Raw genomic sequence first — 16,411 nt, 5'->3', positions numbered from 1 at the left:
TGGAGGTGATATCAATGGCTAAAAACAACATGAATAAATCACAAGCAGGTACTAATGTTCAACAAGTGAGACAACAAAACGCGCAATCTCAGCAAGGTCAAGGCCAATACGGTACAGAATTTGCTTCTGAAACTAACGTTCAAGAAGTGAGACAACAAAACGCGCAATCTCAACAAAAAAAAGGCCAAGGTCAAGCACAAGCACAAGGCCAATACGGTACAGAGTTTGCTTCTGAAACTAACGTTCAAGAAGTGAAACAACAAAACCAAAAATCTCAAAGCAATAAAAGCCAAGGCTAATTGCGATGAAAAGCATCCTTCTTATGAAGGGTGCTTTTTTTGTCTTTCATTGGATTCGACAAATGTTTCGTCGCGTTTACATTTTATGTCAAAGGAGAAAGCTGATAAAAATAGAATATACATACTATAGAAAAAATACAGATTAGGAAGGTGCATTCATGGAGGAATTTAACCGGCTTATAAACAACCAGTTGAAAACGATGGATAAGCTTTTACTTTTACAATCCGAAATCGAAAGATGCCAAGATATAGAGAAGCAACTCCTTACCCTTGAAGAGGAGAATGAAGCGCTCACCATTCAGGAAGAGATTCAACTTAAAAAGCAGGAATTGAAAAGTATCCATGATATGTTCGAAAAGCAAACGGAAGAAGTCATCCGTTATTTTCAGCAAGGACAGGCAGCCATACGATAAATAACCGGCTAATTTCTTAGATGAAATGGGTGGATGGTCAGACTTTTTCGACTTATTTACACATTTTCACTGGGAGATTAGCCACTTTTGTTTTAAATTTATGAATAAATCGCTATAATATAGGAATATAGGGTAAATGGAAAAAAGTATATATTTTAAATACACACAACAACTGCAAACGGAATAGGGCACAGTACGCTGTCAGGGTGTCTATAGAAAGTAGGGAGAGATAAATGGGGATTGTTCCTGCCGAAGGAGGAAAAATCCAAATCCATAGCTATAAACATAATGGACATATCCATCGTATCTGGGAAGAGACAACCGTTTTAAAAGGGACCCAAAATCTGGTGATAGCAGCGAATGACCGTACTATGGTAACGGAATCAGATGGAAGGACCTGGATTACGAGAGAGCCGGCGATTTGCTATTTTCATTCAAAGTATTGGTTTAATGTTATTGGTATGTTGAGAGAGGACGGGGTTTATTATTATTGCAATATCAGTTCGCCGTTCACATACGATTCGGGAGCATTGAAATACATTGATTATGACCTGGACATTAAAGTATTCCCAGATATGACGTTTAATTTGCTGGATGAGGATGAATATGAAAGGCATCGGAAAGAAATGAATTACCCGGATGCCATCGATTCAATATTGAAACAGAACGTAGACTATTTGATTTATATGATACGCCAGCGAAAAGGACCATTCTCCGCAGAGTTTATTGATAGTTGGTATGAACGCTTTTTAACCTATCGATGATAGAAAAGGCCTGCTGCATAATTGGCAGGCTTTTTCATTGTGTATCGTACCTACATCATCTGATTCAATCTTTCAATACGCAGGAACCATTTAACCTCCTACAAATGTTTATGAAAGTGATCCTTTTGATAGTTAATTACCGAAAAGGAAAATATAATTGAATAGTGCATATAAGATTCCCAATTGACCGTTATGGGCTTTTTTTAGCATTTGTTGATTAAGAAAAGGAGGAATTCCGTGGGGAGCATTAAGAGATATTTGCAATTCGTCAAACCATATAAATGGCAGATAATCGGAACGGTACTGATTGGATTGCTAAAGTTCGCGATTCCGCTTTTGCTTCCATTGCTCAGTAAGTATATAGTGGATGACATCATTGGAAACGGTGATCTGTCCAAAGCCGTGAAGTCCGAACGCCTTATATGGGCGATGGCTATCATGATATTCATTTTTGTTGCAGTTAGACCGCCGATTGAGTATTACAGACAATATTTCGCTCAATGGACCGGAACGAAAATCTTATATGATATTCGTAATGATTTATTTACTCATATACAGAAACTGAGTTTTAAATATTATTCCAATACAAGGGTGGGCGAGGTCATTTCAAGGATGATCACGGACGTGGAACAAACGAAGAACTTTGTCATCACGGGTTTGATGAACCTTTGGCTCGATATCGCAACGATCATCATAGTGATAGTCATCATGTTTACGATGGACGTGAAATTAACCATTGTATCCATCATCATGCTTCCATTTTACGCATTTTCGATTAAGCATTTCTTTGGCAAGCTGAGAACCTATACAAGGATTCGGTCCCAAGCCTTAGCGGATGTACAGAGTCACCTTCATGAACGGGTTTCAGGGATGTCAGTCATCAAAAGTTTTGCGATAGAAGACAGGGAACAGGAATTGTTTGCGAAGCAGAACAAGAATTTCCTCGATAAGGCCCTAAAGCATACGAGCTGGAATGCCAAGTCATTCGCTGTCGTGAATACGATCACGGATATTGCCCCCTTGCTCGTGATAGGTTTTGCCGGTTATCAGGTCATTCATGAACAATTGTCACTGGGTACCATGGTTGCTTTCGTCGGTTTCATTGACCGGCTATATAATCCCCTCAGACGTTTAGTTAACTCTTCGACGACAATGACCCAGACATTGGCGTCCATGGACAGGGTTTTTGAGTTTGTGGATGAGAAGTATGATATCGATGACGAACCAGGGGCGAAAGAGCTGAAGCATGTAGATGGCCGAATAACCTTTCAGGATGTATCGTTTGCTTATGACGAGAAAGAGGCACCCGTTTTGAAACATATAAACTTGGATGTTAAACCAGGGGAAACCATTGCACTTGTCGGTATGAGCGGCGGCGGGAAATCCTCAATCGTCAGTTTGATTTCCCGTTTCTATGATGTGACGGAGGGAAGGGTATTATTGGATGGGACGGATATCCGTAAATATCAAGTCCGCAGCCTAAGAGATAAAATAGGAATGGTTCTACAGGATAATATCTTATTTAGTGAATCGGTTAAGGCCAACATCCTTATGGGACGACCTGATGCAAGTGATGAAGAAGTATTTGAAGCGGCAAAGGCGGCGAATGCCCATGACTTCATCATGGGTCTAAAAGAAGGATATGAAACGAAAGTCGGGGAGCGGGGAGTTAAATTATCCGGGGGCCAAAAGCAACGGGTGGCCATTGCGAGGGTATTTTTGAAAAACCCGCCAATCCTTGTTCTCGACGAAGCCACCTCCGCATTGGATTTGGAAAGTGAACACTTTATCCAGGAGGCGCTGGATATTTTGGCGAAAAACCGGACCACGATCATCGTCGCCCATCGGTTATCAACCATCACCCATGCCGATCGGATCATTCATATCGATAATGGGGAAATTACGGAAATGGGAACACACGAAGAACTTATGAAAAAGCAAGGGCATTACTACAACCTATTTCAAGTACAACAATTGGATTCTTAAGGAATACAAGATAAAAAAGAAGACCATTCCGTAAAGGAATGGTCTTCTTTTTTATTCTGAAACGAACTTGTGCATGCACGTTATGAAATCCTTTTTTCATGCAGCGTTTTTTTTTCAGGAAGGAAATGCGGCAGATGCTTTATTCCCTCAGGCAAGGCGATGCCGACGATGATCAAGCACATCCCGAACCATTGCAGTGACGTAACCTGTTCATTCAAGAAGATGACGGAAACGACCATCGCTGAAGGCAGTTCCGCAGCACAAAGAATCGTTCCAAGCCCGACCCCCACTTTCGGTAAACTGACCGCAAAGAAAAAGAAAGGAACTAAAACACCCAATGTGCCGAGCAGCAGACCGTAGTACCATAGGTTCGTCTGGACAAGATTCGTCACAAGTGTGACGGGGTTAGTCGTGAATACAGCAGTCAGCATACCACCCGTTGCAATGAAAAACAGCCGTTTCATGGAAGATTCCCCAACAGCGAATTGAGAGTTGCAGTACATATACAGCGCAAAAAGCAATGCAGACAATAGTCCGAACAATACGCCTTTTAGGCTTAGGCCAGATAGAGGCTGACCAAAGATCGCCCCTGCCAATAATGTACCGATGAAAAGAACGAAAATGGCAATGAGTTTATTTTTATCCGGGCGTCTTTTATTTAAGAAGCTTTCAATAAGAACGCCTATCCAGGTAAATTGAAATAAAAAGACAACGGCAATCGAAGCGGGAAGCTCGGATACGGAAACGGCATATGCCTTTCCGACGAAAGTGGACATCATGCCCGTGATTAAAAGTAATCCGGCACTCTTCCATGAAACTTTATATTTAAACGAAAAGAGAAATATAACGGAGACAATCAGCCAACCGACAAGATATTGACTGCCGACCAGTTCTCCAGAAGAATGGCCATCCATGAATCCAAACTTCATCATGGTGGATAAAGTGCCATATGAAATCGAACCGATTAAGACCATTATGGAATACTTCAAAAGTTGCATATTTTTCACCCCTATAAAAATAAAAATCGCCACCTGCCAAAAAGGCAAGTGACGAACGAAAAAAGGAAATCCTTTTAAAATTCCGTCTCTCAACAAAAGCTGAGTTTAACAAATTGTATGCGTTGCATTACCTTAGCTTAAAGTCTTTGTGAATATTTGTCAACCAGAAAATAAAGTTAAAGCCTGCACATCGATCACTAAGTTGAAGATGGTTGCAGAGGTAAGAGAAGATCCATTCAATGGCATATAAAACAAAACCCCCAAATGGCAAATTAGCCTAATGGGGGGGTGTTTCAATCGCCATTTTGCCGGAAGTCTTCCAATGTACCACGGTATTCCTCGTCTTTCATTTTTCGAATATCAGGCTTTTTTTCTGCAGTTGGCTCATCATTTGGCTTTTGATTGTGAAGCTTGGAAAGTGCCAAACGATAATCCTGATCTTTCATTTTCAATTCATCATTGTCTGTCGGGGAGATGATTTCGGTAATGGAATCATCTGCAGTCGGGAAAGCGGACTCTTCCGACGAATTCTCTTCCTCGACTGCAGGCGGCTTACCTTCAGGTGATAAGGCTTTGATATTGAATGTGATCAAGCCAGTAACCGCTAATATGGCAACGATGATAATTAGAATTATGCCCATTGAATCAAGCCTCCTAGAGCCCGTTTATGAATGAACGGGTGACATGGGCTACCCGTTTTCCTAATGCTTCTCCAAGCTTCAAGTCATTTTGGGTGATATTGTCATCCACACCGGGCGGACAGCTTATCCCTACTCCATAGTAGGAACCATATAAGGCATTTTCCGGGACAGTGCCGGGCAAGCCGACAATGATCATGCCCTGATGAAGCATAGGGGTGATTAAGTTCAGCATGGTAGCCTCGAGTCCGCCATGTACGGTGGCCGTGGTACAGAACACAGCACCCACTTTATTGATCAGCGCACCTTCCGCCCATAGATACCCAAGTTTATCGATCCATGTTTTCAAACTCGAACTGATGGTTCCGAAATGACCGGGACAGCCCCAAATGATCGCATCCATTTCCTGAAGCTTATAAACATCCGCCTCGTTTACATGGTCAATGAGAACCTCAGCCCCAGGAACCGCAGCGGCTCCTTGAGCTATTGATTCGGCAAGTGCTTTCGTATGGTTTCCTTCACTGTCGTAAACAACATAGATCTTCATTTTAATTCCTCCATTTAATTAAACCGATTTTTTTACTGGCGAAGGAAGCAAAGGTACATCCAAAGGTTCTTGTTTAGCTTGTTTCATTGCTTTATCCTTCCGAACGTCGCGCAAAAATAGTGAGAGAACGATGCCGGCAATTGCGAAGCCTGTTGCCCAAAAGAATGCATCATTGATTCCCATCACATTTGCTTGACCCTGGATTTGAGAAGAAATCAGCGACATGGCAGTTTCCTGTGCCTGTTCACTAGTTTGATTCATCGAAGTCATGATGGATTGAACGATAGTTTGGAAATTCTGAACAAAACCGGGATCACTCGTACTCATTTCCGTTCCTAAAGCAGTTCCATGGAAAGAAGCACGGGTTGTATAAATGGTCGTCACGAAGCTCGTACCAATGGCTCCGGTCACTTGTTTCAGCGTATTGCTCATTGCCGTACCATGTGTATTCAAATGCTTAGGTAGCTGATTCATCCCAGCAGTCATGATCGGCATCATCAGTAAAGACATTCCAAGTGCGCGGATGGCATAGATGATGACCAAAGTCGAATAGGTTGTTTCCGTAGTCAATTTAGCGAATTCGAAGGTTGTGACGGCAGTGATCGCCAACCCAATCAGTGCTAATGGACGAGGTCCGATTTTGTCAAATAATGCTCCTGAAATGGGTGACATCACCATCATCACAAGGGCTCCGGGTAGCATCAACAGGCCGGATTGAACTGGTGTGAAGCCTCTTAAAATCTGCAAATATATAGGCAATAAGAATATCCCGGTAAACATGGCCACTGTGACGATTGCAGAAATGATATTGGATAATACGAACATGTCATACTTAAATACACGGAAGTCGAGCATAGGTGTTTCCGATTTTAGCTGTTGAACCACAAAAAGCGTCAAAAGGATCAGCCCAGTGATGATCGTTCCCAGAACGATTGGATCCGTCCAGCTTTTGGAACCTGCTTCACTGACACCATATAGTAATGATGCAACACCTAGCAAGGATAGAGAGGCACCAAGCAAATCCAATTTGATTTTCTTTGGTTCCGCTACATTACGCATACTTAAAAAGGCGAGTGTCATGACGATCATGCCTAATGGCACCATTGCGTAGAACATGACCCGCCAGCTATATTCCTGAATGACCCAACCTGATAAAGTCGGGCCGATTGCAGGCGCAAACATAATGGCAAGTCCAAAGATCCCCATACCTTTCCCGCGCATTTCCGGAGGGAAGATGAAAAGAATGATCGTCATGACCAAAGGCTGCAGGATTCCGCCGCCAGCGGCCTGAATCAGCCGGCCTGTAAGGATGACGGGGAAATTTGGTGCGATGCCGCAGATGAATGTCCCGACGGTGAATAGAAACATGGCAGCCAGGAATAAAATGCGCGTGCCAAACCGTTCTATTAAAAAAGCGGAAAGTGGAATCAAGGCTCCATTCACGAGCATGAATCCAGTTGATAACCATTGAATCGTAGTCGCAGCTACATTGAATTCTGCCATCATCCTAGGCATGGCGACACTAAGCAGGGTTTGATTCAAAATGACCATGAACAAACCTAGCATTAGGATAATTAACATGGGGGCAAACTGTTTCATTCCCTTGTTTTCATTTACTGTGATGGTTTGAGAAGCCATTTAAAGAAAAGCCTCCTTTCTGTATAACTGTGTAGCCGGTTTATTTAGTCGAAATTTTCACTTCTGCGTTCATTCCAGGCAGAACTTTATCGGATGGTGCTTTGATGGAAATTTTCACTGGTACTTTTTGAGTGACTTTCGTATAGTTCCCACTGCTGTTTTGATTGCCCATCACTGAAAAGACAGACGTTGTAGCATAACCGATCTGTTCCAATGTACCTTCGAAGACCGTATCGGGATCTCCATCGATGATAATATCGACGCTGTCACCTTTTTCGATATCCTTCAATTTATTTTCTTCAATATTAGCCGTTATGGACAGATCTTCCATATTGATGGTTTGAGCTAGCGTTTGACCTGCTTGAACAAGCTGCTCATCATGCACTTGTGTTTTAACGATCGTACCTTGTGCTGCGGTTTTTACCGCTTCTTTACCGTCTAAGGTAGTTACATTGGCAACTTTGTCATCCTTACTTACACTGTCTCCTTCGTGTAAGTCCCAATCTGCTAGTTTACCGGCAGCGGGGGCAACGATGGTATATAGCTCACCTGACACTTTCGCTTCATCCGTTTTAATGAAATTCGTGCTTTCATAATAGTAATAAGCCCCACCGGCCAATGCCGCTATTATAATAACCAAACCAATGACATTGATTAAAACTAAACGTCCTCTATTCACTTGTTTCGCCTCCAAAAATATATTGATGATGTGTTCCTTTTTTTGATTTACGTTCATTAGCTAGAAATGACATCGCCTCCTATTCTAAATGTTATTTATTAATTTTAATAAATATTAATTTTTATAAGTATTAATATTATTAAGTAAAGAGTTTACCAGTTTAATTATTTTTTGTCATGTAATTTATTCGGAATAATGGTGGGAAATAAATACAGTGAAATAGTAAAAATTTGAATTTTTTTTAGTTTTAAGGATATATGGAAAGTAAAGTTGACATTGGAATGCCATTTAATTAAATTTAAGAGGTAGGATTGTCCTATATAAGGAGTGAGAAGGCTGGAATTTAAATGGGAAGTAACTAATAGTATAGAGATGCAGATTTTTCGGATTAGGAAGAAGCTTAGGGCCATCGTAGCAAAAAATCTTCAGCCTTATGGATTAACATCGCCTCAGTTTTTCATTTTATTGATATTGAAAAAAGAGGGGTCGATTAAATCGACCCAGCTGGCTGACTTCTTAACCGTAAAGCCAAGTGCGATTACCGTATTTGTAGATAAGCTGGTCGAAATGGATTATGTGAAACGGCAGCCCTCTGATAAGGATCGCAGGGTCATCAACCTTGAATTGAAAGAAGCTGGGGAAGCGATTTTGGGGAGAGTCCTTGCGGATCATAACAAATTGATGGGCAAGAACTTCAATTCATTCTCGGAAGACGAGCTGCAGGATCTTTTGAAGAAATTGGATACGATTGAAAAAGCTGCTGATAAGAACCTTTTGGATGATTGAATGAGGGCATGCTCTAAATAGAGACGAAAAAAAGACGGTTCCCGGGAACCGTCTTTTTTTAATCTTCTTCATATTGGACAGATATTTCGTTATCTTCCTTATGGAAGGACTGGAAGCTGACGATCAGCTTTTCAAGGTGTTCCAATTGTTCGTCATATTCTATGACTGCAGAAATCAATGGAACAAGGCGGGCAGAGAGGTGGCCTAGGTTATCATGCATTTCGTCCACTTGATTCTGCTGTTCGAAAAAATGGGCGAGCAGCTCTTTACGACTTAAACAATCCTGGTCCCAATCTTCAATCTCCTCGATTGACTTGATTTTTTCGATATGCAGTAATATCAACTGCTCATGCTTGCGAATCAAGGAATCAAGCTGCTGTAAGATGCTCCGTTGGAAATCTTCAGGCATTTGATATACTTCATTCTCGAATTTATGGATTCTCTTCAAGGTTTCAAACGCTTTTTTCGTCGTTATGATCATTTGCCGATAAACGACAAGCTTTCGTGCTTTAGCAACACTGTTCTTCTTGAAATATTCCCGTTCCTCTTTGTACATGGAATAGATATGTTCCAAATCGAGCAACTCCGCCTTCAATCGGCTGATGTCCTTTTTCAATAAAGTGTGTTCTGTAGCATGTCTTGTGCTGATTCTGATCCATTTCAAGATGTCTTCCGTTACATCTGTAATGCGTGTATAAAGCTTTGCTTCGTACTTTGGAGGAATGAAAACAAGATTCACGATAAACGAAGAAACGATTCCAAGCAAAACGGATGAGAGACGAATAAAGGCAAAATTAAGGAATTCCCCGTCCTGGCTTTCCATGATGGCAATGACCGTCACGATGGAAAGGACAATCGTTTTATCCATTTTCAGTTTTAAATTGATGGTTATGACAACCATTACGGCAAGACCGATCATAAAAATATCATTTCCGAACAACAAAACGAAGGAGACAGCAACCAATGCGCCAATGATATTTCCTTGAATTTGCTCCAATACCGTTTGATATGAACGGTAAATGGTCGGCTGTATTGCAAAAATTGCAGCAATCCCAGAAAGGACAGGAGCAGGAAGGTTAAGCAGTTCCGATAGGTATAGCGCTAAAACAATTGCTATTCCTGTTTTGAGAATGCGGGCACCAAACTTCATATATGGGTTAATCCTTTCTTTGTGTTGTAATGGATCTGGCAAGAAGGCTCTATTAATATATAGGCCTTTGCTTAAAGTTGTATTCTAACTTATTTGCTAGTACTTTACACTAAAATAAGATGATGTAAACAAAAAGTAATATACAGGATTTTCCTAAGAGTTACAATAGTTAAAATCAAGTTTAATATATAAAGAAACGATAGGCAATTTCTTGATTGCTTTCAACATTGTTTTTCAAGCGTTTGAAGACGAGCCCAGAGGTATATGACGGGAAAAGGCTGATGCTCGAATTGAAGAGCATCAGCCTTTTTTAATATATATTTTCGGCATCACTCCGTGGATACAGCAGGATCCGCCTGTTCTTTAACTGGAACGACCTGAAGGAAGTGCTCTCCAGGATTCTGAAGCAGTGTCTCTAAAGAGGCCGCTTCTTCGGTTTGGCCATGATCTTTCAAAAGGGCCGTATATTTGCCAAGGAGTTCGGCCACATCCTGCAGGCCTTTTGCAGATAGGGACTCAATGGAAATCTTTGCCCCTTTCGCAACCCGTTTCTTAATGACCTCTTTGGTTAATCCAGATTCAGGCTGTTGCCGTAAATAAACGACACCGCCTGTCATCCCTGCGCAAATCCATGGACCGGGATCACCAAGAACTAAACCTCTTCCATTTGTCATGTATTCAAAAGCGAATCCCTTAATATTGGATGTTACCGCAATATTACCGTTTTCCTTGTTAGGAAGCGGTTGTTTCAATAATCCGCCAATGATCATATCCGCACCGGAAAGCCGGATTCCCGCCCTGGCATCGGCATCTCCCTGGGCAATGAGGAGACCATGCTGTGCACCGTAACCAAAGCCCTTACCGACAGAGCCATTGTAAAACTTCCCATCTTTTCCTGGAGATTTAAAGATGGCAATGTTACCGCCAATCGATGTTTTGCCGATACCATCCTGGGCACCGCCATTCACGCTGATTGAAATTCCCTCCGTATTGTATGCCCCAAGTCCATTACCCGGAATGGAACCATCCTGGTAGGATAGGTGAACGGGAGGAAGTTTTTTGTATGATCCATCCAATCTGCCCCTAACGCGGTGACAGGAGACCCTGCTGCCGAGTACACGCTGCTCGGAAGTGATCGAGCTATAGCTGCGGGATTGCTGCAGGTCATCTACATGCGAATCAAGATATTCGGCGCCAACGGCTACCTGCATGGAGCCTTCATTCAAATATGCCGCCGCTTCCTTATGCGAGAACGGTGTTATATCCAGATTTTTTAATAAATAGGTTAAATCCAATGATTGTTGACCTTTAACTTGCTGCAGCAAATCAGAACGCCCGACGATATCCTGAAGATTCTTCACCCCAAGTGACCCGGTCAAAGATTTGAGTTCTTTTGCAAATGCACTGAACATATTCGTTAACCCCTGAACGGCTAAATCAAATTTACGTGGAACAAAACGGCGCAGCCCGTGTTCTTTCGCCTGAGCTTCCGATTCAATTTGGGTGGCGATGCCCACATGGCAAGTATCAAGGTGACATCCGCGGCACGTTGTGCAGCCGACTGCAATCATCGAAAGGGTCCCAAAGCCTACACGATTTGCTCCAAGCAGCATCACCTTCAAAACATCCATCGAGCTTTTTAACCCACCGTCAGCCCAAATTTCAACGTTCTGCCGGATACCTGATTCGAGCAGTGCATTATGGGCCGCTTTCACACCGATCTCAACCGGTAGGCCGACATGTGAGAGTGCATGGATCCTGGCAGCACCCGTTCCTCCATCAAAACCGGAAAGCGTTATGATATCGGCCCCGGCTTTTGCGACGCCGACAGCAATCGTACCGATGTTTGGAACGACTGGTACTTTGACGGCAACTTTTGCCTTGTCATTTGCCGTTTTTAGCTCATGGATCATTTGGGCCAAATCTTCAATTGAGTATATATCATGGTTATTGGAAGGGGAGATCAAATCGGAACCGATTGTTGCATTTCGGGCTTCTGCGATTTTCGCTGTGACCTTGGATCCGGGAAGGTGACCGCCTTCACCGGGTTTTGCCCCTTGACCAATTTTAATTTCCAATAGATTTGAAGAGTTCAGGAGTTCTGCATTGACACCGAAACGTCCGGAAGCGATTTGCTGTCCGCGGGATTTCGGGTACTTGCCCAGCATATCCTTTATTTCCCCGCCTTCGCCATTCATGCTGATCATGCCTAGCCTCTCGGCAGCTTCTGCATAGGCCCGGAAAGCAATCTCATTTTGTGATCCAAAGGACATGGAGGCTATGACGAACGGCAATTCCTGTTCACCGACCGAAAGGCTGACTTCTTCCGAAGGGACGGAAGCATCTGAAGTTTTTAATGATGTCAAGTGGCGGATCGTCGTCGGATTGGATTCTTCCTGTTCAGTGATTTTTTCGCGATAAGCATCATAGTCCCCGGTTGAAGCAACTTCCCCGATGGATTTCCAGATTCTAGGGAATAGATGAAAGGTCTTGCCCATCCGTTCTTTTTCATTGCCGTAATCCTCTGCACGCTGGATGGCATCTGCCTTGATTTTATCAAAATTATAGTCCAGATCATTGGATCCGAAGAAATTAGCCACATTTAGATATTTTGCGATTTCCTCATGTAAACCGATGCTTGAGAAAAGTCTTCCATAGCCGCGCAGCTCATGAATGCCAATGGTGGAGATGACTTTCTCAAGCCCTTTCGTCAAGGAGTTATATAGATTGGTAACCCCCTTATGGTCATCTGAAGATAAGGAAAGGAACATATAATAGGGGCTGATTAAGTTGGCCCCAAGACCATAAGAAACGATGATATCATGCAGTGACCTTAGCGATGCTGAACGTAAAAGGATGGAACAATCACGACGCTTGCCTGTACGGACCAACGCTTGGTCGACGGCTGAAGTGACCAGGTGTGGATCAAGCCAAAGGTTGCCGTTTTGATGGGCAAGGGCATCATCCAGAACGAGCAGCGTTTTTCCTTCATCCACAGCATTGACACTTTCATCCGTAATCCTGGTCAGGGCATCCGTGATGTTTTCATCCTCTTTGAATGTGCTTGAAATGATGTGCACGAGTTTTTGATCTTGGTTATATTTAATGAACTGGTCGTAGCTTGGCTGCGATACGATGGATGAGCACTCATAACCCGTTGATCCTTCGATCAATAAGGGAGTCAGCAGCTCCGTCACCTTTCCTGCCTTATTCGCTTCGAATAGGGAAGGGCGCTTTCCTATGATCGTCCTTGTTGAGAAGTGCTCGGTTTCCCGGTCCCGGTCGATCGCCGGGTTGGTTACAACGGCCACGCTTTCCTTGATGAAATCAGCAATGTTGGTCCGTTGGGGATTAAGTGCTGCCAGCGGCGCATCATGACCAAGTGAACGAATGGGCTCAGCGCCTTTTTCGGCCATCTGCTCCACTAATTGGACATGCTCCCTTTCCCACCCAAAGGCTTTATACTGACCATTATGAATGGCTTGCGTGTTTGTCATGGAGACAACCTTTTCAAAAGCCTGGGGCTGTAAGCGGACTCGGTCATTGGAAAGGACGAAACGATCATTGAATAGTTCAAACACTTTATCCTGGTAATCCTTGTATGTGTACAATTCAATTCGGTCGCCGTTCCATTTCAACCCGATTTTTTCCCCTGGACCCATCGGTTTCGGATCTCCGGTATATTCACTGGAAGGGATGATTCCTGGTTCGGAAGTGAACATATAGGATGATTCCGTTTCAATATTCCATAACGGGCGCAAGCCTAGAGAGTCGACAGAGAATACGGCTTCATCGCCGAAACGGGAGATGATGCCTGCCGGACCTTGTGCAAAATGACCCCATGCTTCCCTTAAATACGTATATAAGTCTTGTAAGTGCTCGGGATATTCCTTGATTTCATTGATGATTGGCGGAAACATAAGATCAACAGCTTCAAATAAAGAGTAGCCATGACGGCAGATGAAAGTCTCGATCGTCTTGTTTAAATCCTGAGAGTCGCTTCCGTCTTTAGCGATGGGAACTCCGATCATTTTCGCTTCATCACGCAATTTGGCGATGGTATTGATTTCGCCATTATGACCAAGCACGCTGAAAGGCTGGACCCGGAAGAAGCTTGATAGAGTATTGGTTGAAAAACGATTATGTCCCAGTGTCATGGTGGAGGCAGCCAAAGGATCGGCAAGATCAAGATAATAGGCAGGGAGCGTATCCCCCGCACCCATCACTTTGTATACCGCATGATGCTGGCTTAAAGAGGCAACATGGATGAAATCGCTTTTTTCGATGTCGGAAGTCAGCTCAAAAAGAACATTTGAAAGCTCCTGGTTGTTATTGATGGTTGAGGAACAGGCAAATTGCCAGAACACTGGGTCTTCTTGAATGGCAATCGGTCCCAATGCCTCGGAACGGTAGGCTTTATCCGTTTCGAATATCAATGAGAGACCATGTTGGAGCAGTTTCTCCTTAACTTCGATCTTTAAGTCGTTCGCTTCTGTTTTTTTGCTTAGAAATAAGTGGCCGACTATGAAGGTATCTTGATCGACGATGCCTGAATCGACATTTGCCGCTTCAAGTTTCTTTTTCCAAAGAGCCCGGGGAATATCGATATGGATGCCGGCGCCATCGCCCTCACCATTGATGAAGCCGCAGCGATGGTTCATTTTAACCAGGGCGTCGATACAGGCAAAGATGTTTTCGTTAGTAGGGATCTTCTTTTTTTCGATGCAGGAAACGATTCCGCAGGCATCATGTTCTTCCTTGTGAAATTCTTTGAATGTAGCAGGTGTCCATTGTTGGGCCATATTTGTGGCTTGAATAAGGTTACCCTTATTCTCTGCCTTTCACCTCCTGTAGCATGTGTTTAATGGGGGAAATATTAGTAAACCCGAACAATAGTCCAAGTTTTGATAGATTGAAAGAAAGTGTATAAATGTATCCATATCATATCATTTAAATATTCAGAAATCAATTTTTTATACAATGGGATGGATGCTGTGATTGATGGGATTTTTGTGAGGATTGGCTTCAAATGCTAATATTAAAGATTTATTACAGGGAAATAAGAAACCCTCAAGATAGATGTACATCCTGAGGGTGTATAAAAAATGCATAATTATGCTGATTCGATTTATTATATTAGGTTTTTGAATGCATGTTCAACCGCTTTTAGAGTATAAGCGATATCATCATCCGTGTGAGCGATTGTCAAGAACCAGGCTTCGTATTTGGACGGTGCCAAATTGATTCCCTGATTGAGCATGAGTTTGAAGAACTTGGCAAACATTTCGCCATCCGTATTTTCCGCCTGCTCATAGTTTTCAATTTTTTCTGTCGTGAAATAAATCGTCAATGCCCCTTTAAGGCGGTTGATGGTGATCGGAACATTATATTGGCCAGCCGCTTTCAGGATACCTTCTTCAAGGATTTTCCCCAGGCGGTCAAGCTCTTCGTAAAGCCCCTCTTCTCTAAGTACTTCTAAGCAAGCTATCCCGGAAAGCATGGAAGCCGGATTTCCTGCCATCGTACCAGCTTGGTAGGCTGGTCCCAGAGGTGCGACAGAATCCATGATCTCTTTTTTACCGCCATAGGCACCAATGGGAAGCCCGCCCCCGATGATTTTTCCGAGCGCGGTCAAATCGGGTTGAATTCCCAAGTAGTCCTGTGCCCCTCCATACATGAATCGGAACGCTGTGATGACCTCGTCGAAAATGACGAGTGATCCGGCTTCGTGAGATAATGAAATGACTTCTTCCAGGAAGCCGGGACTTGGTTCCACGATTCCAAAGTTGCCGACGATCGGTTCTACCAACACGCCTGCAATTTCATTGCCCCATTTATCAAGTGCTTCTTTAAATGAACCGATATCATTGAAAGGTACCGTGATGACTTCTTGTGCAATGCTTTTTGGAACGCCTGCAGAGTCCGGTGTACCTAGAGTGGACGGGCCGGAACCTGCAGCGACGAGAACAAGGTCGGAGTGTCCATGGTAACAGCCTGCAAATTTGATGATCTTATCCCGCCCTGTATAAGCGCGGGCAACACGGATGGTGGACATGACTGATTCGGTGCCTGAATTGGTGAAGCGGACTTTATCCATGGAAGGTATGGCTTCTTTCAGCATTTTGGCAAATTTGACTTCATGTTTTGTCGGAGTGCCGTATAAAACGCCGGATTCCGCTGCTTTAACGATAGCCTCCGTAATATGTGGATGCGCATGCCCTGTGATGATCGGGCCATATGCAGCTAAATAATCGATATATTTATTGCCATCAACATCCCAGAAATAAGCCCCTTTGGCATGATCCATCGCAACTGGCGAACCGCCGCCTACAGCTTTGTAAGAACGGGATGGGCTGTTAACCCCGCCAACGATATGTTCCAATGCCTCTTTATGTAAAAGCTCCGAATTTCTAAAATCCAATCTTAAAACCTCCTATAAATATAAACATATTTCCCCTTAATCATAGCACTTTTCTCTCCGGAAATCTGGGGTGGAAGGCTAGGAAATGTGAT

13 protein-coding genes are annotated in these 16,411 nt (G+C 43.2%); 5 read left to right on the top strand and 8 right to left on the bottom strand.

Annotation, left to right across the window (positions count from 1 at the left end; all coding sequences use genetic code 11):
* Positions 1 to 14: 14 nt before the first annotated feature.
* The 4 genes from ACZ9AO_RS10345 to ACZ9AO_RS10330 all read left to right on the top strand — a co-directional run bounded on the left by ACZ9AO_RS10345 (position 15) and on the right by ACZ9AO_RS10330 (position 3,462).
* Positions 15 to 299 carry a gamma-type small acid-soluble spore protein gene (locus ACZ9AO_RS10345; RefSeq protein WP_476109010.1) on the top strand — a complete coding sequence of 95 codons (285 nt, stop codon included), beginning with the start codon at positions 15 to 17 and terminating at the stop codon, positions 297 to 299.
* 158 nt (positions 300 to 457) lie between these two features.
* On the top strand, positions 458 to 712 hold the full coding sequence (locus tag ACZ9AO_RS10340; RefSeq protein ID WP_283867120.1) for a YgaB family protein: 255 nt from the start codon (positions 458 to 460) through the stop codon (positions 710 to 712).
* 233 nt (positions 713 to 945) lie between these two features.
* The gene (gene ntdP / locus ACZ9AO_RS10335; protein ID WP_048685440.1) at positions 946 to 1,476 is read left to right on the top strand and encodes a nucleoside tri-diphosphate phosphatase; all 531 of its coding nucleotides are present in this window, start codon (positions 946 to 948) and stop codon (positions 1,474 to 1,476) included.
* Positions 1,477 to 1,713: 237 nt separating this feature from the next.
* On the top strand, positions 1,714 to 3,462 hold the full coding sequence (locus ACZ9AO_RS10330; protein ID WP_134784203.1) for an ABC transporter ATP-binding protein: 1,749 nt from the start codon (positions 1,714 to 1,716) through the stop codon (positions 3,460 to 3,462).
* Between the two features lie 80 nt (positions 3,463 to 3,542).
* Here ACZ9AO_RS10330 and ACZ9AO_RS10325 read toward each other — a convergent pair whose 3' ends face one another.
* The 5 genes from ACZ9AO_RS10325 to ACZ9AO_RS10305 form a co-directional block, all read right to left on the bottom strand.
* The gene (locus ACZ9AO_RS10325) at positions 3,543 to 4,460 is read right to left on the bottom strand and encodes an EamA family transporter (RefSeq protein ID WP_034305362.1); all 918 of its coding nucleotides are present in this window, start codon (positions 4,458 to 4,460) and stop codon (positions 3,543 to 3,545) included.
* A gap of 293 nt (positions 4,461 to 4,753) precedes the next feature.
* Positions 4,754 to 5,101 (bottom strand): hypothetical protein, encoded by a 348-nt coding sequence (locus ACZ9AO_RS10320; RefSeq protein ID WP_476109009.1) that lies wholly within the window; start codon positions 5,099 to 5,101, stop codon positions 4,754 to 4,756.
* 13 nt (positions 5,102 to 5,114) lie between these two features.
* Positions 5,115 to 5,645: an NAD(P)H-dependent oxidoreductase gene (locus ACZ9AO_RS10315; protein WP_134784200.1), complete on the bottom strand. Its 531-nt coding sequence runs from the start codon at positions 5,643 to 5,645 to the stop codon at positions 5,115 to 5,117.
* Between the two features lie 18 nt (positions 5,646 to 5,663).
* Complete coding sequence (locus tag ACZ9AO_RS10310; RefSeq protein ID WP_476109129.1) at positions 5,664 to 7,268, bottom strand: DHA2 family efflux MFS transporter permease subunit; 1,605 nt, start codon at positions 7,266 to 7,268, stop codon at positions 5,664 to 5,666.
* Between the two features lie 55 nt (positions 7,269 to 7,323).
* Entirely contained in the window at positions 7,324 to 7,962 is a 639-nt protein-coding gene (locus ACZ9AO_RS10305; RefSeq protein ID WP_057278723.1) for a biotin/lipoyl-containing protein, read from the bottom strand.
* A 327-nt stretch (positions 7,963 to 8,289) separates the two neighbouring features.
* On the opposite strand from ACZ9AO_RS10305, the gene ACZ9AO_RS10300 reads away from it, so the two are divergent.
* On the top strand, positions 8,290 to 8,748 hold the full coding sequence (locus ACZ9AO_RS10300) for a MarR family winged helix-turn-helix transcriptional regulator (protein ID WP_082196714.1): 459 nt from the start codon (positions 8,290 to 8,292) through the stop codon (positions 8,746 to 8,748).
* Positions 8,749 to 8,806: 58 nt separating this feature from the next.
* On the opposite strand, the gene ACZ9AO_RS10295 is transcribed toward ACZ9AO_RS10300, so the two are convergent.
* The 3 genes from ACZ9AO_RS10295 to ACZ9AO_RS10285 form a co-directional block, all read right to left on the bottom strand.
* Positions 8,807 to 9,898, bottom strand: a complete 1,092-nt coding sequence (locus tag ACZ9AO_RS10295; protein ID WP_048678310.1) for an FUSC family protein — start codon at positions 9,896 to 9,898, stop codon at positions 8,807 to 8,809.
* A 329-nt stretch (positions 9,899 to 10,227) separates the two neighbouring features.
* Entirely contained in the window at positions 10,228 to 14,700 is a 4,473-nt protein-coding gene (locus tag ACZ9AO_RS10290) for a glutamate synthase-related protein (RefSeq protein WP_476109008.1), read from the bottom strand.
* Between the two features lie 329 nt (positions 14,701 to 15,029).
* Positions 15,030 to 16,319, bottom strand: coding sequence for a glutamate-1-semialdehyde 2,1-aminomutase (locus tag ACZ9AO_RS10285; RefSeq protein WP_034305346.1), 1,290 nt, complete (start codon positions 16,317 to 16,319; stop codon positions 15,030 to 15,032).
* Positions 16,320 to 16,411: the final 92 nt, after the last annotated feature.

The organism is Peribacillus sp. TE19612, from assembly GCF_056279465.1.
Note: the sequence above shows the minus strand (reverse complement) of the source record. Positions and strands in the feature narration are given on the sequence as shown.

Coding starts and splice junctions, on each gene's coding strand:
- ACZ9AO_RS10345 (WP_476109010.1), top strand. CDS start 15: ATGGCTAAAAACAACATGAATAAATCACAAGCAGGTACTAATGTTCAA.
- ACZ9AO_RS10340 (WP_283867120.1), top strand. CDS start 458: ATGGAGGAATTTAACCGGCTTATAAACAACCAGTTGAAAACGATGGAT.
- ntdP (WP_048685440.1), top strand. CDS start 946: ATGGGGATTGTTCCTGCCGAAGGAGGAAAAATCCAAATCCATAGCTAT.
- ACZ9AO_RS10325 (WP_034305362.1), bottom strand. CDS start 4,460: ATGCAACTTTTGAAGTATTCCATAATGGTCTTAATCGGTTCGATTTCA.
- ACZ9AO_RS10320 (WP_476109009.1), bottom strand. CDS start 5,101: ATGGGCATAATTCTAATTATCATCGTTGCCATATTAGCGGTTACTGGC.
- ACZ9AO_RS10315 (WP_134784200.1), bottom strand. CDS start 5,645: ATGAAGATCTATGTTGTTTACGACAGTGAAGGAAACCATACGAAAGCA.
- ACZ9AO_RS10295 (WP_048678310.1), bottom strand. CDS start 9,898: ATGAAGTTTGGTGCCCGCATTCTCAAAACAGGAATAGCAATTGTTTTA.
- ACZ9AO_RS10290 (WP_476109008.1), bottom strand. CDS start 14,700: ATGGCCCAACAATGGACACCTGCTACATTCAAAGAATTTCACAAGGAA.